We start from the raw sequence: 19,991 nt of genomic DNA on the forward strand, positions 1-19,991 counted from the left end.
CGTGCCACCTCGACTGGCACTACTCGACCGTGACGGACTTTGCGAGGTTGCGCGGCTGGTCGACGTCGAGACCCTTGGCGATAGCCAGCTCCATGGCGAACATCTGCAGTGGCACCACGGCCAGTAGCGGCTCGAACAGCGGCGCCGCGAGGGGAATGTGAATGACGGTGTCGGCAAACGGCAGTACCGCGGCGTCTCCGACTTCGGCGATGACGATGATGCGAGCGCCGCGGGCCCGGATCTCCTGAATGTTGGAGACGACCTTCGGATGCAAATGGGCTGAGCCGCGCGGGCTCGGCACGACGACGAAAACCGGCTGGCCGGGCTCGATCAGGGCGATCGGGCCGTGCTTGAGTTCACCGGCGGCGAAGCCTTCGGCGTGGATGTAGGCGAGCTCCTTGAGCTTGAGCGCCCCCTCGAGCGCGATCGGAAAGCCGACGTGGCGGCCGAGGAACAGTACCGCGCGGGTATCGCTCATCCAGCGCGCCAGCTGGCGCACCTCGTCTTCAACGCCGAGAACGGTCTGGATCTTCTCCGGCATGGCCTGCAGTTCGGCAACCTGCGCGGCCTGCTCGGCGGCACTCAGGCTCCCGCGCACCCGGGCGAGATGCAGGGCGAACAGGTAGAGGGCGGTGATCTGGGCAACGAAGGCCTTGGTCGACGCCACGGCAACCTCGGGCCCGGCGTGGGTGTAAATCACCGCGTCACTTTCACGTGGGATGGTCGCGCCCTGCGTGTTGCAGATGGAGATGGCCTTGGCGCCGAGCGACATGGCGTATTTGACGGCCATGAGCGTGTCCATGGTCTCCCCGGACTGACTGATCGAGATCACCAGGGTGTCTTCGCTGAGTACCGGGTCGCGATAGCGGAACTCGTGGCTGAGTTCGACGTCCACCGGTACCTGCGCCCACTTTTCAATGGCGTACTTGGCTGTCTGGGCAGCGTAGGCCGCGGTTCCACAGGCGATGATCACGATACGACGGACGCCAGCGAGCACGTCGTCGCCGAATTCGGTCAGTTCGGGAACGACCACCTGTTCGGCGGTGATGCGCCCGCGAAGGGTGTTGGCGACGGCATCAGGCTGCTCGGAGACTTCCTTCGCCATGAAGCTGGTCCAGCCTCCTTTTTCACTGGCGGAGGCATCCCAGGCAATGTCGAACTCTTCGGTCTCGACGGGGTGACCGTCGAAGTCGGTGACGGTGACGGCATCCGCTGTGATGGTGACGATCTGGTCTTGCCCGATGGCGACGGCGCGACGGGTGTATTCGACGAACGCCGCAACGTCGGAGCCGAGAAAGTTCTCGCCCTCGCCGAGACCGATGACGAGCGGCGAGTTGCGCCGGGCTCCGACGACGATGCCGGGCTGGTCTTGGTGTACGGCGAGCAACGTGAACGCTCCATCGAGGCGTGCCACGATGGTGCGGAAGGCCTCGGCCAGATCGCCGACGCGCTGGTATTCACGGCCGAGCAGCACCGCGGCGACCTCAGTGTCGGTCTCACTTAGAAAGGTGAAGCCTTCGGCGAGCAGTTCGCCCCGTAGCTCGGCGAAGTTTTCGATGATGCCGTTGTGGATGAGGGCGAGCTTGTTGTTGTCGCCGAGATGCGGGTGCGCGTTTTCATCGTTGGGACCGCCGTGGGTGGCCCAGCGGGTGTGACCGATTCCGGTCGTGCCGTCGTTGATGGGGTGGGCTTTGAGCTCCTTGGTCAGGGCCGACAGCTTGCCGGCCTTCTTGGCCGTGTTGAGCACCCCGAATTCGTCGATCACGGCGATACCCGCGGAATCGTACCCACGATATTCCAGCCGTCCGAGTCCTCCCATGAGAACGTCAACGGTCTTATTGCTTCCGACATAACCTACGATTCCGCACATAGAGATCGATTTTAGTCGGACTAAGCTTGGGGGAATGTCCGATCTGGTGCTGGCCCCTGTAGTGAATGGTCACGGTACCCCTTTTGTAGAGCTCGACCGAGCGGACTGGGCTGCCCTCGCGCCGACTACTCTGCGGCCGCTCAAAGAGACCGAGATCGTGCAGTTGCGCGGCATCGGCGAGCCGCTCGACATTAACGAGGTGACGGATGTCTACCTTCCGCTCAGTCGCCTGCTCAACCTCTACGCGGCAAATGCCCGCACCCTGCACCGCGCAACCAGCGGATTCCTCGGGCAACGCGCTCGTCCCACTCCGTTCGTGATCGGCGTGGCCGGCTCGGTTGCGGTGGGCAAGTCGACCACCGCCCGACTGCTGCGCGAGATGCTCGCCCGTTGGGATGACACCCCCCGGGTGGAACTGGTCACCACCGACGGCTTTCTGTTTCCCAATGCTGAACTCAATCGCCGCGGCCTGATGGAACGCAAAGGATTTCCGGAGTCCTACGACCGGCGTGCGCTATTGCGGTTCGTCAGCGCGGTCAAGAGCGGCGCCCCGGAGGCGCGGTCACCGTTCTACTCGCACCTGAGCTACGACATCGTTCCCGACGCGCAAATCGTGGTGCGACAACCCGATATTCTCATCGTCGAGGGCCTCAACGTGCTGCAGCCTCCCGCTCCTGGGCATGGCCTCTCGGTCAGCGACCTGTTCGACTTCACCATCTATGTGGATGCTCGCACCCAGGACATTGCCCGCTGGTATGAGGAACGATTTCTCAAGCTGCAGCGCGGGGCGTTCGCCAACCCCAACTCGTTCTTCCACCGCTACGCAGCGCTCACCGAAGACGAAGCGCGCGGCAAGGCACGCAGCATCTGGACCAGCATCAACCAGCCCAACCTGCTGCAGAACATTCGCCCTACCCGGTCGCGCGCGACCCTGGTGCTGCGCAAGGACCCCACGCACGCCGTCTCCAAGGTACTGCTGCGCAAGGTCTGACCGGTAACCGTTGGTCGAGCCTGTCGAGACCCCGTTCCGTGGCAGGCCGATCAGCCGTGATTTTTACGACAGGGCGATCCACCGAGCAATCCGTGCAAACGCTTGCAGTCTGTTCCCAATGAGGGGTAGCGTCTGATCCGTTGTCCTTTGCGCTTTCCGGCGCCGAACGAAGGAAGTCAATGCTGACTAGCCAGATCACCGCACGCCGATTCCTGGCCATGGTCGGTTCAGGGGCGATTCTCGCCTCCGGTCTTGTCTTCGCACCCGGTGCAGCGGCAGCGGCCACGCCGACCGTCGCCCTCGTCGGCAGCCTGCAGAACGAGCTCGGTTGCAGCGAAGACTGGGCGCCGGTCTGCGCGGCCACCGAACTGGTCCCGACCGGCACCGAGGGAATCTGGGCGGCGGACTTCACCCTCCCCGCTGGCAGCTACGACTACAAGGTAGCCCTCGACGACAGCTGGGACGTCACCTACGGGCTGGACGGCGGCGCCGACAACATCCCGCTGACCATCGCGGGCGAGAGCACCCTGCGGTTCAGCTTCGACCTCGCCAAGAAACGGGTTGGGCTGCAAGCGCTGTCCCTGGCCGGACCGTACTCAGAAGCTGATGCGTCGCTGGCGACGGAGCCCATTCGCCAGCCCGGCAGCGACGAGCAGTTCTATTTCGTGATGACCGACCGGTTCCAGGACGGCGACCCGAGCAACAACACCGCCGGCCTCGGCGCCGACCCGATGGTCTCCGGCTTCGACCCGACCGACAAGGGCTTCTACAACGGCGGCGACCTCGCGGGCCTCCGCTCCTCCCTCGACTATATTCAGGGCCTCGGCACCACCGCCCTCTGGCTCACCCCCTCGTTCATGAACAACCCGGTGCAGGGCGAGGGGGCCAACGCCTCGGCCGGTTACCACGGCTACTGGATCACCGACTTTACCCGCATCGATCCGCACCTGGGCACCAACGCCGAACTCGAGGCGCTCATCGTCGACGCGCACGCTCGCGGCATTAAAGTCTATTTCGACATCATCACCAACCACACCGCCGACCTGATCGACAATGCGGAGAAGGCGTACGCCTACATCGACAAGGCCACGTCCCCGTACTCGACCGCAGCGGGCGACGCCTTCGACCCTGCCGACTATGCGGGCACGGACAACTTTCCCGAGCTGGACGACACGTCCTTCCCGTACACACCGACCGTGACCCCGGCCAACGCCGACCGCAAGGTGCCGGCCTGGCTGAACGACCCCACGCTGTATCACAACCGTGGCGACTCGACCTTCGAGGGAGAAAGCGCCCTCGACGGCGACTTCTCCGGCCTCGACGACCTGATGACGGAAAACCCGGCCGTCGTGGACGGCTTCATCGACATCTACAAGACCTGGGTCGACTTCGGCATCGACGGCTTTCGCATCGACACCGTCAAGCACGTCAACCTCGAGTTCTGGCAGACCTGGTCGACCGCGGTGCGGGACTACGCACACGCCCAGGGCAAGCCTGACTTCTTCATGTTCGGCGAGGTCTACGACGCGAATGCCGCCACGACCTCCCCCTACGTGCGCGACACCGACCTCAGCTCGGTGCTCGACTTCGGATTCCAGTCACAGGCCACGAGCTTCGCAGCCGGCAACTCAGCCAAGGGCCTCAGCCAGCTGTACGCCAGCGACGACCGCTACACCACCCCCGATTCCAACGCCTACGCCCTGCCGACCTTCCTCGGCAACCACGACATGGGTCGCATCGGCTCGTTCCTGAAGAACTCAGATTCGCCGGTGCAACGCGACAAGCTCGCCCATGAACTGATGTACCTCACTCGCGGCCAGCCCGTCGTGTACTACGGCGACGAGCAGGGCTTCGCCGGCACCGGCGGCGACAAGGACTCCCGCCAGTCCCTGTTCGCCAGCCAGGTCAGCGACTACACCGACCAGCCGTTGATCACGGGAGAGACGGCGGGATCGATCGACAGGTTCGATACGGATGCTCCGTTGTACACCCACATCAGCGCGCTGTCCGCGCTCCGCACAGCGCACGCGGCCCTGGCCACCGGCGCCCAGATCGAGCGCTACGCCGACACTGGGGCCGGCGTCTACGCCTTCAGCCGGGTCGATCGTACCGAGAAGATCGAACACCTCGTCGCCGTCAACAACTCCGCCGCAGTCAAGACCATCACCGTTCCCACCCTCACCGACAGCGCGGCCTTCTCAGTGCTGTACGGAGCCGGAGCGGCTGCAACCGCCACCGCCACCGGCGAACTCGAGGTGACCGTACCCGCGCTGGGGTCGGTCGTGCTCGTCGCCGACCGCACGGTCACGGCGCCCACCGCCGCCACCGCGATCACGGTCGCTGCCCCGATGGCCGGCGCCGGCGTATCCGGAGTGTCACCCGTAGGTGCCGTGGTCGACGACTCAACTTGGGCCGAGACCGGTTTCGCGTGGCGCGTTGTCGGCTCGCCCGACTGGACCCCCCTCGGCACCGCCGAGGACACCACCCCCCGGGTCTTCCACGACACGGCCGGTCTGGCCGATGGCACCCTGGTCGAGTACCGTGCGGTGTCCACGGATGCCGCGGGCCAGCGCGCGGCCGCCTCCACCTTCGCCTCCGTGGGCAACACGGTAACCCTGGCCGAGACGGGCACCTCGGCGCCCGCCATCGACCTTGTCACCGTGGCCGGTGACCTGAACTCGGAGATCGGCTGCGCGGGCGACTGGCAGCCCGGCTGCGAGGCAGCCAGGCTCACCCAGCGCGCCGACGGCATTTACGCCGGCACCTTCGATCTGCCGGCCGGAACCTACGAATACAAGATCGCGATCAACGGCTCCTGGGACGTCAACTACGGGGCCGGTGGCGTGCCGAACGGCTCGAACGTCTCCTTCACCGCGTCCGGCGGACCGGTCACCGTCTACTTCGACCCCCGCAACAACTTCTTCCAGAACACCGCGCAGGGCCCGATCGTCGTAGCCGCCGGTTCCTTCCAGGAGGAGGCCGGATGTCCCGCGGACTGGACACCCGACTGCCTCGCCACGTGGCTGCAGGACGTCGACGGCGACGGCATCCTCACCTGGAACACCAGCACCCTGCCCACCGGCAGTTACGAAGGCAAGGTGGCGCATAATCTCGGCTGGAGCGAGAACTACGGCGCGGACGGCGCGCCGAACGGGGCCAACATCGGCTTCAGCGTGACAACCGGAGAAGCGACCGCTTTCAGCTACGATCTGGCCAGCCACGTACTCACCATTGAGACCGCCAGCCAACCGCTGGCCGGTACCGGCGCCCAGCGGGCCCACTGGATCGACGACAAGACGCTGGCCTGGCCGCGCGACCTGCTGCCGGTCATTGCCGACCCCGCCGACCTGGTTTATGCCCTGCACTCCTCGTCCGACGCCACGCTGACGCTCGCAGACGGTGTAGTGACCGGCGGCGATATCGTGGACCTCGCCTACGACACGGCCGGCCTGACCGACGCGCAGAAAACGTCGTTCCCGGCGCTGGCGCACTCCGTCGTGCTGCGACCAGTCGACACGAACCGCGCCGCCGTTGAGCGGCTGCTCACCACGCAGCTGCAGGTCAGCCAGGCCGGGTCCGACGGGGTGCTCACCGCGCTCACCGGGGTGCAACTGCCCGGCGTGCTCGACGACCTCTACGCGGATGCCGCGGCCTCCACGACGCTCGGTGTCAGCTGGTCGAAGAAACGGCCGACCGTCGCTGTTTGGGCGCCGACGGCGCAGAAGGTGGACCTGCTCGTCTGGACCGCCGGCGATGCCGCCGAACCCGAGCGGGTCAGCCTCAAGCGCCAGAAGGACGGGACCTGGTCGGCGAGCGGCGCCAAGGACTGGGCCGACGCCTCCTTCGTGTTCGAGGTGACGGTGTTCGCACCCAGCACGGGCACCATCGAAGTGAACCAGGTCACCGACCCGTACTCGGTGGCGCTGACGACCAACTCCACGCGTTCCGTGTTCGTCGACCTGGCGAACAAGGATTACCGGCCGAAGAAGTGGCAGAAGGCCGAGTCGCCCACGATCGACAACCCCGTCGACCGGTCGATCTACGAGCTGCACGTTCGGGACTTCTCAATTTCCGACGAGACCGTGCCGGAAGCTCTCCGCGGAACCTATGGCGCGTTCGATGTGGACAGTGCCGGTACCAGGCACCTGGCCGAGCTGGCGGATGCCGGGCTGAACACCGTGCACCTGCTGCCGACGTTCGACATCGCCACCATCGAGGAAGACCGCGCTGCGCAGGCCCTGCCTGCGTGCGACCTCGAATCGTTCGGTCCGGCCTCACCCGAGCAGCAGGCCTGCATTCAAGCCTCGGCCGACGCCGATGGCTTCAACTGGGGGTACGACCCGCTGCATTTCCAGGCCTCAGAGGGCTCGTACGCGGTGAACCCGCGCGGCGGGGCCCGAGTGGCCGAGTTCCGCGGCATGGTCGGGGCCTTACACGAGAACGGCCTGCAGGTCGTGCTCGACAAAGTCTTCAACCACACGAACGCCAGCGGCCAGGCCGCCACATCGGTGCTCGATCGCGTCGTACCGGGCTACTATCATCGGCTGAACCCGCTCGGTGCGGTCGAAACGTCCACCTGCTGCCAGAACGTGGCCACCGAACACCAGATGGCCGAACGGCTGATGGTCGACTCGACCGTGCTCTGGGCCCGGGAATACAAGGTCGACGGATTTCGGTTCGACCTCATGGGGCACCATTCCACGGCCAACCTGCTCGCGGTACGGGCGGCTCTCAACCAGCTCACCGAGAAGAAGGACGGCGTCGACGGCAAAGCGATCTACCTCTACGGCGAGGGCTGGAACTTCGGCGAGGTAGCCGACAACGCCCTATTCGAGCAGGCGACGCAGGGTCAGCTCGGCGGCACCGGCATCGGTACCTTCAACGACAGGCTGCGTGACGCCGTGCACGGCGGCAGCCCCGTCGATGGCGGCACCGTGCAGCAGCAGGGTTTCGGCACCGGTCTCGGCACCGACCCGAACGGCGCGGCCATCAACGGCACGCCAGAGCAGGCGCTGGAGAAGCTGACGCAGGCCAGCGACCTGGTGCGACTCGGGCTGGCCGCGAACCTGAGGGACTTCAGCTTCGTGACCGCCGACGGAACCGTCAAGCGCGGTGACGAACTGGGCTACAACGGGTCGCCGGCCGGCTATGCCGACCAGCCAGCCGAGGTGATCAACTACGTCGACGCGCACGACAACGAGACGCTCTTCGATCTTCTCGCCCTCAAGATGCCCTCCGATTCTTCGATGACCGACCGGGTGCGGATGAACACCCTGTCCCTGTCCACCGCGACCCTGTCCCAGGCTCCGTCGCTCTGGCATGCCGGAACCGACCTGCTGCGCTCGAAGTCCCTCGACCGGGACAGCTACAACGCCGGCGACTGGTTCAACCGCATCGATTGGACCGGCCAAACGAACAACTTCGGGGTGGGGCTGCCGTCGGCGGGATCCAACGAGGACAAGTGGGACATCCAGCGCCCGTTGCTGGAGAACCCGGCACTCGTGCCGACACCGGCCGACATCGCCGCCGCGTCGAACCAGGCCAAGGACCTGCTGCGGCTCAAGCAGTCGACCGAGCTTTTCCGGCTCGGTGACGCTACGCTCATCACGCAGAAGCTGAGTTTTCCAGCCAGCGGACCCACGGCCATCCCCGGTGTCATCGTGATGCGCATCGACGACACCGTCGGCACGGATGTCGATCGCCGGCTGGACGGGCTGATCACTGTGTTCAACGCGAGCCCCGAGTCGCAGACCATCACCCTGGCGGACTTGGCCGGCAGGACCTACACGCTCAGTAGCATCCAGGCCAATGGCACGGATGCCGTGGTCAAGACCACCACCTGGGACCGGGTGTCCGGCACGGTCACCGTGCCTGCCCGTACTGTGGCGGTGCTCGTGGACGACCAGAAGAAGAGTGGGAAGTGACCGGAAGGGGGCGGGGCGTTCGCCAACCCCAACTCGTTCTTGCACCGCTACGCAGCGCTCACCGAAGACGAAGCGCGCGGCAAGGCACGCAGCATCCGGACCAGCATCAACCAGCCCAACCTGCTGCAGAACCTACGTCCAACCCGGTCGCGCGCGACCCTGGTACTCAAGGATCCCACGCACACACACAGTGTGCGGACGGGGCCTGGGCCCCGAACACGGGCCCAGTTTATAGGCTGGGCCCGTGGACGGGGCCCGGGCCCCGTCCGGTCGGGCTAGAGGGGCAGGCGCTCCCGCACCACGTCGGCGAGGGAGTGCGCCAGGCGGTCCGCTGTGGGCTGGTCGGCGGCTTCCACCATGACGCGCACCATCGGCTCGGTGCCGGAGGGGCGCAGCAGCACACGACCGGTGTCGCCGAGTTCGGCTTCGGCCGCGAGTACGGCCTCGGCGATGACGTCATCGGCGCCGAGACCCGTGTGGTTGACACCACGCACGTTCACCAGAATCTGCGGGTATACCGTCATAACGGATGCCAGTTCGGCCAGCGTCTTACCGGTGCGCGCCATTTCGGCCACGAGGTGAAGCCCGGTGAGAATACCGTCGCCCGTCGTGGCGTACTTGGTCATGATGACGTGACCGGACTGTTCGCCGCCGAGGGAATACCCGTGGGCGTTGAGTTCTTCGAGCACGTACCGGTCGCCGACCTTGGTCTGCACCACGGTGATGTCGTTGGCCGCCATCGCCTTCCGCAAGCCGAGGTTGCTCATGACGGTCGCCACGAGTGTGCGGTCTTTCAGCACCCCGCGTTCGGCCATCGACACGGCAAGAATCGCCATGATCTGGTCGCCGTCGACAATGTTGCCATCGCGGTCTACCGCGAGGCACCGGTCGGCGTCGCCGTCGTGCGCAATACCGACGTCGGCACCGTGTTCGAGCACGGCTCGGGCGAGGTTGTCGAGGTGGGTCGAGCCCACGCCGTCGTTGATGTTGAGACCGTCAGGGTCGGCGCCGATCACGGTGAGGCGAGCACCGGCATCCGTGAACACCTGCGGCGACACGCCGGCGGCTGCGCCGTGGGCGCAGTCGAGCACGACGTGGATGCCATCGAGGCGGTGCGGCAGAGTGGTGAGCAGGTGCACCACGTAGCGGTCTTCAGCGTCAGCAAAACGACGGATGCGCCCCACGTCGCCGGCGATCGGCATCAGCGTGTCGCGACCGATATAGGACTCGATGCGGTCCTCGACGTCGTCGGGAAGTTTGGTTCCGCCATAGGCGAAGATCTTGATGCCGTTATCGGGCGCCGCGTTATGGGAGGCAGAAATCATCACACCGAAATCGGCACCGATGTCGTTGACCAGAAAAGCTGCGGCGGGTGTTGGAATGACCCCGGCGTCAAGGACGTCGACGCCGCTGGAAGCCAAACCGGCCGCGACAGCAGCGTTGAGAAATTCACCGGAAATTCGCGGGTCACGAGCGACCACTGCCACGGGACGGCGGCCCGCTTCGAGGCGTGCTTGGGCACGACGACCCTTGGTCAGCACTGCGGCGCTGGCTTGGGCAAGGCTGAGGGCCAGGCCAGCCGTGAGATCACGGTTGGCCAGGCCCCGAACGCCGTCCGTGCCGAACAGACGAGTCATATCGTCGTCGGCTTTCGGGTTAGCGCTTGCTGAACTGAGGTGCCTTACGGGCCTTCTTGAGTCCAGCCTTCTTACGCTCCTTGACTCGCGCGTCGCGGCTGAGGAAGCCGTTCTTCTTGAGGATGGCGCGGTTGTTTTCTTCGTCGATCAGGTTCAAGCAGCGTGCGATGCCGAGGCGAAGTGCGCCGGCCTGGCCGGACGGGCCACCACCGGTGATGCGGGCGATGACGTCGTACGAGCCGAGCAGGTCGAGCACCTTGAACGGGTCGTTGACGAGCTGCTGGTGCAGCTTGTTCGGGAAGTAATCGGCGAACTCGCGGCCGTTCACAACGATCGTTCCGGAGCCGGGGACGATGCGCACGCGGGCGATAGCCTGCTTGCGACGGCCAACGGCTGCGCCGGGAACGTTGAGGACGGCGCGGGGCACCTTGGTTACGGTTTCGGCCGGGGTCTCGGTGGAGTAGCTCTCCGGAGCCTGGTCAATCTGGTCTGCGATCTTCGCCACGATGATGGGAATCCTTTTTATCTAAGAGTCGAGAAGTCTGGTTGCCGGCGCTACTGCGCGACCTGGCTGAGGGTGTACGGCGTGGGCTGCTGAGCGGAGTGCGGGTGCTCAGGGCCGGCGTACACCTTCAGCTTGGTGAGCTGGGCGCGACCGAGCGAGTTCTTCGGCAGCATGCCGCGAATCGCCTTTTCAACCGCACGGGTCGGGTGCTTCTCGAGCATCTCGGAGTAGTTGGTCGCCGTGAGGCCGCCCGGGTAACCGGAGTGGCGGTACGCGATCTTCAGGTCGAGCTTCTTGCCGGTGAGGGCGACCTTCTCAGCGTTGACGATGATGACGAAGTCGCCACCGTCCATGTGCGGGGAGAAGGTGGCCTTGTGCTTGCCGCGCAGCAGGATTGCCGCGTGGCTGGCCAGACGTCCGAGAACGATATCGGTGGCATCGATGACGACCCAGTCGTGCTGGAGTTCGCTTGCCTTGGGGGTGTAAGTGCGCGTCACTGTTGTGCTGCTTTCTTCTTTTTCGAACGGAGGTGTTCGTGAATCCCGCTCCGGGTGTGTTCTCGTGAGGAGAACACTGTCGATGGAGGGCTCACGTTCGGGTGCCGCGCTGCAACGCACAGACACCAAGGGTCAACGATAGTCGGCCCCGAACGTGGGCGCAAGTTCGGCACTGGTCGGCAGTGACCGCCGGTTGCGCGTGTCGATGGCACGCTGCGCCAGGGAAGCGTCATCGGGGTAACCGACGTCGATGAGTGTGAGGCCGTGCGCCTGCATCACCTTGAACTCGCTGATGCGGTGTTTGTCGAAGTGCAGGTGGGCGAGGGTACTACCGTCGAGGCGCCCCTCCCCCACTGCCACGCAGGCACCGACCATGGCGCGCACCATACTGTGGCAGAAGGCATCCGCTTTGATACTGGCAATGATCAGTCCATCGTCGTCGCGGTACCAGCGAAAGTCCTGCACGGTTCGAATGGTCGTAGCCCCCGGGCGCGGCTTGCAGTATGCGGCGAAGTCGTGCAGGCCCACTAGTGTCGCCGCTGCGGCGTCCATCGCGGCGAGGTCCAATTTGAACGGATGCCAGGTCGTGCGCAGGCGCTGCTGCGGGTCGTGCAGGGCCAGCGGGTCCGCGATGCGATATTCGTAGCGGCGCCACATGGCCGAGAACCGGGCGTCGAAGCCGCCCGGCACGACAGTGGCGCGGCGCAGCACGATGTCGGGCTTGGTGACGAGGATGCCGCCGAGGCGGCGCAGCACGGCGGTGCCGAGGTCGACCGGCGGGCGGTTACCGGTGCCCCGCTGGATGCGCACGAGGGAGTGGGCTTGTTCGGCCGTGAGGTCGAAGTGGGCAACCTGCCCGCGGGCGTGCACCCCGGCATCCGTGCGGCCGGCAACGATGAGGGTGGGATGCGGAGGAAAGCTTTGCAGAATGCCCGCGAGCCCATTTTCGATGTCGGCCTGAACGGTGCGAAAGCCGGGCTGCCGGGCCCAACCGGTGAAATCGGTGCCATCGTAGGCGAGATCGAGGCGGATGCGCGTGGAGCCGAGCGCTGCGTTCGCGGCGCGGGGCACGAAAAGATTCACGAGGGTAAGCCTAGGCGGCGCGCTCGGGTTATCGTTGACTCCGGCCTATGGTCTACCCCCATAAAGAGTGCCAAGAAACGCTGTGTTGCCCATGACTCGTTCCCCGCTGTCGTTCCCGTTCACCGGGAGGACTCGGTCAGCATCGTCCGCAATCGGCCCCGCGAACACACCGGTCCTGGGGCCGAAAAACGCCCCGAGCAGGGGGCGACTGGCCGGCCTCGACGGCCTGCGCGCCCTCGCCGTCATCGCCGTCGCGCTCTATCATTTCTTTCCCGCGGTACTGCCGGGCGGCTTCATCGGCGTCGACGTTTTCTTCGTCATCAGCGGTTTTCTGATCACCGGTCTGCTCGTTTCCGAGCACACTCACACCGGGCATATCTCCCTGCGTCGGTTCTGGCAACGGCGCGCCCGTCGACTGATACCCCCACTCATTCCGGTCGTCCTGATCTGCTGCACCATCGCGTTCGTCATTGGCGGCGACGTGCTCGTGAGTCTCGGCGGGCAACTGCTCGGGGCCAGCACTTTCGGCTATAACTGGGTGTCGATCGCAAACGACGCCAGCTATTTCAGCCTCAATGAACCCGAACTGCTGCGCAACCTCTGGTCCCTTGCCGTGGAAGAGCAGTTCTACCTGGTCTGGCCGCTGCTCCTGATGGCCGTCCTGCTGGTTCGCCGTCCCCGCGTGCGACTCGCCATCGTCACCACACTGTTCGTCGCCTCGGCCCTGTGGATGGGTGTGCTCTACCAGCCCGGCGCCGACCCCACCCGGGTGTACTACGGCTCGGACACGCACAGTTTCGGCTTATTCGCAGGCGCCGCCCTGGCCCTGCTGCTGCGCCGCCCGAGCGGGCAGCGCAACGAACTGCCCCGGATGCGTCCGTGGCTCGGCGGCGGCGCGATTCTAGCGATCATCGCCTTCGCCCTCTGGCTGCCGGAAGACGGCACGATCACCTACCGTGGCGGCCTCGTCGCGGTGTCCCTGGCCACCGCCGTCGCCATCTGGGCGGGAGTACGCGGTGGCCGGTTCGGGCGACTGCTCGATGCAGCGCCGCTCCGCTACCTCGGTGAGCGCTCCTACGGCATCTACCTGTGGCACTGGCCGGTTCTCGTGCTGGTCCAGCTGCTCTGGCCGGCGTCGTCCCCGGCCGGCAGCCTGCTGCCGATCGGTCTGCTCGCCTCGGTCATCACCGTGGTCCTGGCGGGCGCGTCCTATCGCTGGCTGGAAGTGCCGATCCGGCGGATCGGCGTGCGCGCCAGCATCCGTCGAATCGGTGCGCTGTGGACCGGGCCTACCCGTCGCCGCCGCTTGGTTGCAGCGACGGCCGCCTTATCGCTGCTGCTGGTCGGCGGCACCACGGCCGCCGTCGTAGCAGCGCCAGCGCAGACCTCGTCGCAACTGCGCATCGAACGGGGTCAGCGGGCAATGGATGCTGCGGCGCGGGTCGCCGCGCAGGCCGCGGCCACCGAGGCGGCCCGCCAAGCCGCAGTCGCCCCCGCCCTGGCCGAGAGCCCGATCACCGCCATCGGCGACTCGGTCATGCTGGCCTCGGCGCCGGAGTTGCAGGCTACCTTTGCGGGGATGACCGTTGACGCGTCGGTCTCCCGCGGGATGTATTCCGCAGACGACATATTGGTGGCCCTCGCGGCGGCAGGCCAGTTACAGCCGGTTGTGGTGATCGGGCTCGGCACCAACGGGCCGATCACGACCGATGAACTCACCGAGATCCTGCGCATTCTCGGACCCGACCGGCGGCTCGTGCTCGTGAACGCCTACGCGGAACGCGACTGGACCGCCGCAGTTAACGCCCGGCTTGCTGATTTCGCTGCCGGCAATCGTCGGGTCGAGCTCGCAAACTGGCACGACGCGATCGCGGGGCGACTCGACCTGCTGGCCGGCGATCACGTGCATCCGGGGCCGACCGGCGGCCAGCTCTACGCCGACGAGGTGCATGCCGCGCTGGAGCGTCTCGCGGCGGTGCCGCCGCTACCCGACAACAGCTGGCTGATTCGCGACCCGGACGCGCCCAGTTCGCCGCCGTACCGCTGACAATCAGAACTCGAGCACGTAGGCGAACTCCCGATTGGTGGCGAAAAAGCCCATGCCCGTGTACAGGTCGAGCGCACCGGTCGGGCTCGCCGAGTCCACATCGAGGGTGGCGCGCTCGTGCCCGGCGGCGCGGCTGGCGGCCAGCTGCGCCGCTAACAGGGCCTGCGCGATGTGCCGGCCGCGCCATCCGTTCAGCACGCCGACGAGCCCGATATAGCTGCTGCGGTAGCCGGCCGCCGCCCAGTCCTGTTCGTTGACGCTCGACATGATGAAACCGACGACGTGCTCACTGCCGTCGGGTTCTGTTCCGAACGCAACGAACGAGAGATCGTCGACGAAAGAGGGGCCGGTCACGTAGGAGTTCCAGCTTTCGTCGGGAATCGGCTGGCTGGACCAGTGGTCCATGAATGCCGCGTCGCGTGCGGCGTGCACGGCGTTCGAGAGCTCCGGCGTATAACCAGCCAAACGGATACCCGCGGCCAGCACGAATTCACGAATCGGGTCGACGAGCATGCGGTCGAGCGAAAGGAAGTTTCGGGTGCACGCTAGATCGAATCGTTCGTAGAGTCTGACGTTCTGTGGGGCACGCTCGTCACAGGATGTGGAGATCCAGCCGGGCAGCAGCTTGTCGGAAGTCGCCAGTTGCTGTTTACCGCGGGCTACCTGCCAGTTCAGCAGTTGGCGACCGATGCCGCGGCCGCGCATTTCGGGCAGTACCCCGCCGCCGAGGTTGGATTTCACCAGCGTCTCCTGCCCCGGCTGGAGCAGCACGAGACCGTGGGCGACGAGGCGCCCGTCAGCGTCGAAAGCGACGAGGGTGTCGGCGTCAACGTCAATGAAGGAGAAGGTGAATGCCTCGCTCACGTCATCGCGCTCACGAACGTAGTTGGGGTGGTCGACGCGGCCGATCGCTAATTCGAGCTGCCAGATGGCGTCGGTGTCGGCGGCCGTCGCCGGCCGCCACAGGGCGACATCGGCATGGTCGGGAACAGGCAGCGACGAGAGCGCAGTCACGCGCGCAGAGAGCGGAGTCGTGGGAACGGTCATGCCTCACCCTATCCACGCGACCCCGACCGGGGCCAGCGTTAGAATTCGAGGGTGTAGGCCAGCTTGCGGTGGGTGGGTACGAATCCCATGCCGGTGTACAGGCCGAGGGCGCCGGTGGGGCTGGCCGAGTCGACCGCGAGGGTCACCCGCTCATGCCCGAGAGCCTGCCCGGCCGCGAGTTGGGCGGCCAGCAACGATTGTGCAATGTGACGGCCGCGCCATCCGTTCAAAACACCGACCAGGTCGATGTAGCTGCCGATGAAACCCTGGGTGGCCCAGACGTTCTCGTTCGCGGTCGACAGGACGAAGCCGACGACCCGTTCGGTTCCGGTCGAATCGGTGCCGTAGGCCACAAACGAGAGGTCGGGGCGAAACCACTGTCCGCCGACGAAGGCGTTCCAGTTCTCGTCACTCATCGGCTGGCTGCCCCAGTGGTCCATGAACGCGTCGTCGCGGGCGGCGTGCACTTCGGTCGCGGCGGCAGGGGCATAGACGGCGATGCGGATGCCGTCGGCCGCGTCGACGACGCGCACCGGGGCATCCAGCGGTCGCTCGAGAGTGAGAAAGTAGCGCTCGAGGGTCAGGCCGCCGCGCTCGAACAAGGCCGCGTTCTGCGGTGAGCGTTCGTCGGCATGGGTGAGGATCCAACCGGGCAGCGCCTTGGTCGACGACGCGAGTTGCTGCTTGGCCCGGCCCAGCTGCCAGGCCAGGAGTTGGCGGCCGATCCCGCGGCCGCGCAGTGACGGGTGCACCCCGCCGATCGGCATCGACCGCACCAGAGTCACCTGACGAGGCGGGAACATGACCATGCCGACCGCGACGATGCGGCCAGCCTGGTCGACGCCGACCAGCGAGTCGAGCTCCGGGTGAAAATGAGAGTAGCCGAAGTCTGCGGCGATCGCCCCGCGCGCCGTGAGGTAGTTGGGGTGGTCGACTTCGCCCATGGCGCGGCGCAGCTGCCAGATACCGTCGATGTCGTCGCTGGTGGCTGCTCGCCAGGTAGGGACGTCCCGGTGCACCGGAAGCACCGGCGCCGGAACGATACCGATGCGCTCACCCAGCGGAGTCTCGCGTTGATCCATTTCTCAACCCTATCTTCGGCAGCCGAGACGGACGGATACACAAAAAGGGAGGGCCAACAGCTGTTGGCCCTCCCTTGGTGGTGGTGCTACTTCTTGTCGGCCTCATCGGCAACGGCGTCATCGGCTGCTGCGTCTTCAGCCACGACGTCGTCAGCCACGACGTCGTCAGCTACGACGGTCTCCTCGACGACAACGTCGTCAGCTACAACGTCGTCGATAACGACGTTGTCGCTTCCCACGGGGGTCGCAGCAACGGTCGCGGTCTTGGAACGCTTGACCTTGGGGGTCAGGGGCTCGAGAACGAGCTCCATCTGCACCATCGAAGCGTTGTCACCCTTGCGGAAACCGAGCTTCGTGATGCGGGTGTAACCGCCCTGACGCTCGTTGACCTGCGGGGCGATGACCGTGAACAGCTCGTGCACGACGGTCTTGTCGGTGATCGTCGCGAGGACGCGACGACGCGCGTGCAGGTCGCCGCGCTTGGCGAACTGCACCATGCGCTCGGCGAGCGGACGCAGGCGCTTGGCACGGGTCTCGGTCGTCTTGATCGACTTGTGGGTGAACAGGGCCGCGGCCAGGTTCGCAAGCATGAGGCGCTCGTGCGCCGGGCCGCCACCGAGACGGGGGCCCTTTGTGGGCTTAGGCATTGGTAATCTCCAGTATCAAAAAATCGAAAGGCAGCGTTGAAGCGCGAGCCTTAAATGGTCTCTTCTTCGTAGCCGCTGTAGAAGTGCGCGCCGTCGAATCCGGGAACCGAATCCTTCAGGGACAGGCCGAGCTCAACGAGCTTGTCCTTCACTTCGTCAACCGACTTCTGCCCGAAGTTGCGGATGTTCATCAGCTGGGTCTCCGACAGGGCGACCAGTTCACTGACGTTGTTGATGCCTTCGCGCTTGAGGCAGTTGTACGAGCGCACCGACAGGTCGAGGTCTTCGATCGGAATCGAAAGCTCGGTCGAGAGCACAGCGTCAACCGGCGCGGGGCCGATCTCGATGCCCTCGGCAGCGGTGTTGAGCTCGCGGGCCAGACCGAACAGTTCGGTCAGGGTGCGACCGGAGGATGCGATGGCGTCGCGCGGCGAAATAGCCGACTTGGTCTCCACGTCAACGACGAGGCGATCGAAGTCGGTGCGCTCACCGGCGCGAGTCGCTTCGACCCGGTAGGTCACCTTGAGTACCGGCGAGTAGATCGAGTCGACCGGAATCTGGCCGGCTTCGGAGAACTCGTTGCGGTTCTGGGTGCTGGAGACGTAACCACGGCCACGCTCAATGGTCAGTTCGAGTTCGAACTTCGCCTTGTCGTTGAGGGTTGCGATCACCAGTTCCGGGTTGTGCACCTCGACGCCGGCCGGAGCCGAAATGTCAGCGGCGGTAACCTGGCCGGCACCCTGCTTGCGCAGGTACGCGGTGATGGGTTCGTCGTGCTCGCTCGAAACAACGAGGCCCTTGATGTTCAGGATGATCTCAGTGACATCTTCCTTCACACCGGGAACGGTGCTGAACTCGTGCAGCACGCCATCGATACGGATGCTGGTTACAGCAGCGCCCGGGATCGAGGAGAGCAGGGTACGGCGAAGCGAGTTGCCGAGGGTGTAGCCGAAGCCGGGTTCGAGCGGCTCAATGATGAACCGTGAACGGAACTCCGAGATGTTCTCTTCGGTGAGCGTTGGACGCTGTGCAATAAGCACTGTTGATTCCTTTCGGCTAAGTGTCCGCTATATGACACTTGCAATGACGAGAGAGTGAAAAGTGAAAGAAAAGAGTCTCGACGGGGCCCGGTAACAATCAAGTACCGAGCCCGTCGAGATGACAGCGTGTGCTTTAGACGCGGCGGCGCTTCGGCGGACGGCATCCGTTGTGAGCCTGGGGCGTCACGTCGTTGATCGAACCGACCTCGAGGCCAGCGGCCTGAAGCGAACGGATCGCGGTCTCGCGGCCCGAACCGGGTCCCTTCACGAAGACGTCAACCTTCTTCATGCCGTGTTCCTGCGCCTGGCGGGCGGCCGATTCGGCCGCAAGCTGAGCAGCGAAAGGGGTCGACTTGCGCGAACCCTTGAAACCAACCTGGCCGGACGAGGCCCAGCTGATGACGGCCCCGGTCGTGTCGGTGATCGACACGATCGTGTTGTTGAAGGTGCTCTTGATGTGGGCTTGGCCCACAGCAACGTTCTTCTTTTCTTTCTTACGCGGCTTCCGTACGGCCGACTTGGGTTGTGCCATGAATTTCTCCTGAATCCTAAAGGCGTTAGCGGGCTAGGCCGAGGGCCTAGCGCGCCTTCTTCTTGCCGGCTACGGTGCGCTTCGGGCCCTTGCGGGTGCGAGCGTTGGTTTTGGTGCGCTGACCGCGAACGGGCAGGCCCTTGCGGTGGCGAATGCCCTCGTAGCTGCCAATTTCAACCTTGCGGCGGATGTCAGCGGCGACCTCACGGCGGAGGTCACCCTCAACCTTGAAGGTACCCTCGACGTAGTCGCGGAGAAGGACGAGCTGGTCGTCGCTCAAATCCTTGACGCGGATGTTTCCGTCGATTCCAGTGTCGGCGAGGGTCTTGAGGGCCCTCGTACGGCCAACACCGTAAATGTAAGTCAATGCAACTTCCACGCGCTTATCGCGCGGGATGTCGACGCCGGCTAGACGTGCCATTGTGTCTCCTGTTAATGATGGAGGTCTGTAACAGCTCCTGTACACCGGCCTCCAGCCGATGGTGTCACCCCGAAGGGTTCCCGGAACTGCTATCTAGATGTGCTTATTTAGTGCGTGTACTCAGGTAAATCTCGAAGCGACAAGTCGCGACGGATTTAACCCTGGCGCTGCTTGTGACGCGGGTTCTCGCAGATGACCATCACGTTGCCGTTACGGCGGATGACCTTGCACTTGTCACAGATCTTTTTGACGCTGGGCTTGACCTTCATGGTGATTCCTTGTTTTTCGCTGTCTTCGTACCCTCGGGATGCCGCGGGCCGTTACTTACAGCAGCCGTTACTTGTAGCGGTAGACGATCCGGCCACGGGTCAGATCGTAAGGACTCAACTCAACGATCACGCGGTCCTCCGGGAGGATGCGGATGTAGTGCTGACGCATCTTGCCCGAGATATGGGCAAGAACTCGGTGGCCGTTTGACAGCTCAACGCGAAACATCGCGTTGGGCAGAGCTTCGACTACTGCGCCCTCGATTTCGATGACACCGTCTTTTTTGGCCATACCCTCACTGTCGCTCTGTATTGATTGCTGGTCATGCGGGATTGATGCCGGACACGCCCGAAAGGGCTATACCAGACACCAAGGGTCAATCTTATGGTATGAGATTGCCT

At 65.1% G+C, this 19,991-nt stretch carries 16 protein-coding genes; 3 read left to right on the forward strand and 13 right to left on the reverse strand.

From position 1 onward, the window contains the following. Positions 1-19: 19 nt before the first annotated feature. The gene (glmS, locus tag E3T38_RS03360; RefSeq protein WP_134546174.1) at positions 20-1,870 is read right to left on the reverse strand and encodes a glutamine--fructose-6-phosphate transaminase (isomerizing); all 1,851 of its coding nucleotides are present in this window, start codon (positions 1,868-1,870) and stop codon (positions 20-22) included. 34 nt (positions 1,871-1,904) lie between these two features. Between glmS and coaA the strand changes: the two genes are divergently transcribed. Then, entirely contained in the window at positions 1,905-2,861 is a 957-nt protein-coding gene (gene coaA / locus E3T38_RS03365) for a type I pantothenate kinase (protein WP_134546176.1), read from the forward strand. A gap of 179 nt (positions 2,862-3,040) precedes the next feature. Continuing rightward, positions 3,041-8,785, forward strand: coding sequence for a pullulanase-type alpha-1,6-glucosidase (pulA, locus tag E3T38_RS03370; RefSeq protein ID WP_134546178.1), 5,745 nt, complete (start codon positions 3,041-3,043; stop codon positions 8,783-8,785). Positions 8,786-9,060: 275 nt separating this feature from the next. Here pulA and glmM read toward each other — a convergent pair whose 3' ends face one another. From glmM to truA, 4 genes are all read right to left on the reverse strand, one after another. After that, positions 9,061-10,422 carry a phosphoglucosamine mutase gene (gene glmM, locus E3T38_RS03380; protein WP_134546180.1) on the reverse strand — a complete coding sequence of 454 codons (1,362 nt, stop codon included), beginning with the start codon at positions 10,420-10,422 and terminating at the stop codon, positions 9,061-9,063. A gap of 19 nt (positions 10,423-10,441) precedes the next feature. Then, entirely contained in the window at positions 10,442-10,927 is a 486-nt protein-coding gene (gene rpsI / locus E3T38_RS03385) for a 30S ribosomal protein S9 (protein ID WP_104198445.1), read from the reverse strand. A 50-nt stretch (positions 10,928-10,977) separates the two neighbouring features. Then, the gene (gene rplM, locus E3T38_RS03390) at positions 10,978-11,424 is read right to left on the reverse strand and encodes a 50S ribosomal protein L13 (protein ID WP_104083755.1); all 447 of its coding nucleotides are present in this window, start codon (positions 11,422-11,424) and stop codon (positions 10,978-10,980) included. A gap of 132 nt (positions 11,425-11,556) precedes the next feature. Then, positions 11,557-12,507, reverse strand: a complete 951-nt coding sequence (gene truA / locus E3T38_RS03395; protein WP_241984268.1) for a tRNA pseudouridine(38-40) synthase TruA — start codon at positions 12,505-12,507, stop codon at positions 11,557-11,559. Between the two features lie 91 nt (positions 12,508-12,598). On the opposite strand from truA, the gene E3T38_RS03400 reads away from it, so the two are divergent. Continuing rightward, positions 12,599-14,554 (forward strand): acyltransferase family protein, encoded by a 1,956-nt coding sequence (locus tag E3T38_RS03400; RefSeq protein ID WP_134546182.1) that lies wholly within the window; start codon positions 12,599-12,601, stop codon positions 14,552-14,554. Positions 14,555-14,557: 3 nt separating this feature from the next. On the opposite strand, the gene E3T38_RS03405 is transcribed toward E3T38_RS03400, so the two are convergent. From E3T38_RS03405 to infA, 8 genes are all read right to left on the reverse strand, one after another. Then, on the reverse strand, positions 14,558-15,601 hold the full coding sequence (locus tag E3T38_RS03405; protein ID WP_134546184.1) for a GNAT family N-acetyltransferase: 1,044 nt from the start codon (positions 15,599-15,601) through the stop codon (positions 14,558-14,560). 38 nt (positions 15,602-15,639) lie between these two features. Further along, positions 15,640-16,683 carry a GNAT family N-acetyltransferase gene (locus E3T38_RS03410; RefSeq protein WP_134546186.1) on the reverse strand — a complete coding sequence of 348 codons (1,044 nt, stop codon included), beginning with the start codon at positions 16,681-16,683 and terminating at the stop codon, positions 15,640-15,642. An 86-nt stretch (positions 16,684-16,769) separates the two neighbouring features. Beyond that, complete coding sequence (rplQ, locus tag E3T38_RS03415) at positions 16,770-17,330, reverse strand: 50S ribosomal protein L17 (protein ID WP_134546188.1); 561 nt, start codon at positions 17,328-17,330, stop codon at positions 16,770-16,772. 50 nt (positions 17,331-17,380) lie between these two features. Next, a complete protein-coding gene (locus tag E3T38_RS03420; RefSeq protein ID WP_092107272.1) occupies positions 17,381-18,370 on the reverse strand; it encodes a DNA-directed RNA polymerase subunit alpha in 990 nt (329 codons plus the stop codon). Between the two features lie 133 nt (positions 18,371-18,503). Next, on the reverse strand, positions 18,504-18,902 hold the full coding sequence (gene rpsK / locus E3T38_RS03425; RefSeq protein WP_092107270.1) for a 30S ribosomal protein S11: 399 nt from the start codon (positions 18,900-18,902) through the stop codon (positions 18,504-18,506). A 46-nt stretch (positions 18,903-18,948) separates the two neighbouring features. Next, complete coding sequence (gene rpsM, locus E3T38_RS03430; protein WP_092449488.1) at positions 18,949-19,323, reverse strand: 30S ribosomal protein S13; 375 nt, start codon at positions 19,321-19,323, stop codon at positions 18,949-18,951. Positions 19,324-19,478: 155 nt separating this feature from the next. Continuing rightward, positions 19,479-19,592, reverse strand: a complete 114-nt coding sequence (gene rpmJ / locus E3T38_RS03435; RefSeq protein WP_035834639.1) for a 50S ribosomal protein L36 — start codon at positions 19,590-19,592, stop codon at positions 19,479-19,481. A gap of 67 nt (positions 19,593-19,659) precedes the next feature. Next, positions 19,660-19,881, reverse strand: coding sequence for a translation initiation factor IF-1 (gene infA / locus E3T38_RS03440; protein ID WP_035834638.1), 222 nt, complete (start codon positions 19,879-19,881; stop codon positions 19,660-19,662). Positions 19,882-19,991: the final 110 nt, after the last annotated feature.

It is taken from the genome of Cryobacterium sp. Hb1, from assembly GCF_004403585.1.
Lineage (GTDB): Bacteria > Actinomycetota > Actinomycetes > Actinomycetales > Microbacteriaceae > Cryobacterium > Cryobacterium lyxosi.

What these genes read in the sequence shown, in the direction of transcription:
- glmS (WP_134546174.1), bottom strand. Translation starts at nt 1,870, where the DNA reads ATGTGCGGAATCGTAGGTTATGTCGGAAGCAATAAGACCGTTGACGTT.
- coaA (WP_134546176.1), top strand. Translation starts at nt 1,905, where the DNA reads ATGTCCGATCTGGTGCTGGCCCCTGTAGTGAATGGTCACGGTACCCCT.
- pulA (WP_134546178.1), top strand. Translation starts at nt 3,041, where the DNA reads ATGCTGACTAGCCAGATCACCGCACGCCGATTCCTGGCCATGGTCGGT.
- glmM (WP_134546180.1), bottom strand. Translation starts at nt 10,422, where the DNA reads ATGACTCGTCTGTTCGGCACGGACGGCGTTCGGGGCCTGGCCAACCGT.
- E3T38_RS03400 (WP_134546182.1), top strand. Translation starts at nt 12,599, where the DNA reads ATGACTCGTTCCCCGCTGTCGTTCCCGTTCACCGGGAGGACTCGGTCA.
- E3T38_RS03405 (WP_134546184.1), bottom strand. Translation starts at nt 15,601, where the DNA reads ATGACCGTTCCCACGACTCCGCTCTCTGCGCGCGTGACTGCGCTCTCG.
- E3T38_RS03410 (WP_134546186.1), bottom strand. Translation starts at nt 16,683, where the DNA reads ATGGATCAACGCGAGACTCCGCTGGGTGAGCGCATCGGTATCGTTCCG.
- rplQ (WP_134546188.1), bottom strand. Translation starts at nt 17,330, where the DNA reads ATGCCTAAGCCCACAAAGGGCCCCCGTCTCGGTGGCGGCCCGGCGCAC.
- rpsK (WP_092107270.1), bottom strand. Translation starts at nt 18,902, where the DNA reads ATGGCACAACCCAAGTCGGCCGTACGGAAGCCGCGTAAGAAAGAAAAG.
- rpsM (WP_092449488.1), bottom strand. Translation starts at nt 19,323, where the DNA reads ATGGCACGTCTAGCCGGCGTCGACATCCCGCGCGATAAGCGCGTGGAA.
- rpmJ (WP_035834639.1), bottom strand. Translation starts at nt 19,592, where the DNA reads ATGAAGGTCAAGCCCAGCGTCAAAAAGATCTGTGACAAGTGCAAGGTC.
- infA (WP_035834638.1), bottom strand. Translation starts at nt 19,881, where the DNA reads ATGGCCAAAAAAGACGGTGTCATCGAAATCGAGGGCGCAGTAGTCGAA.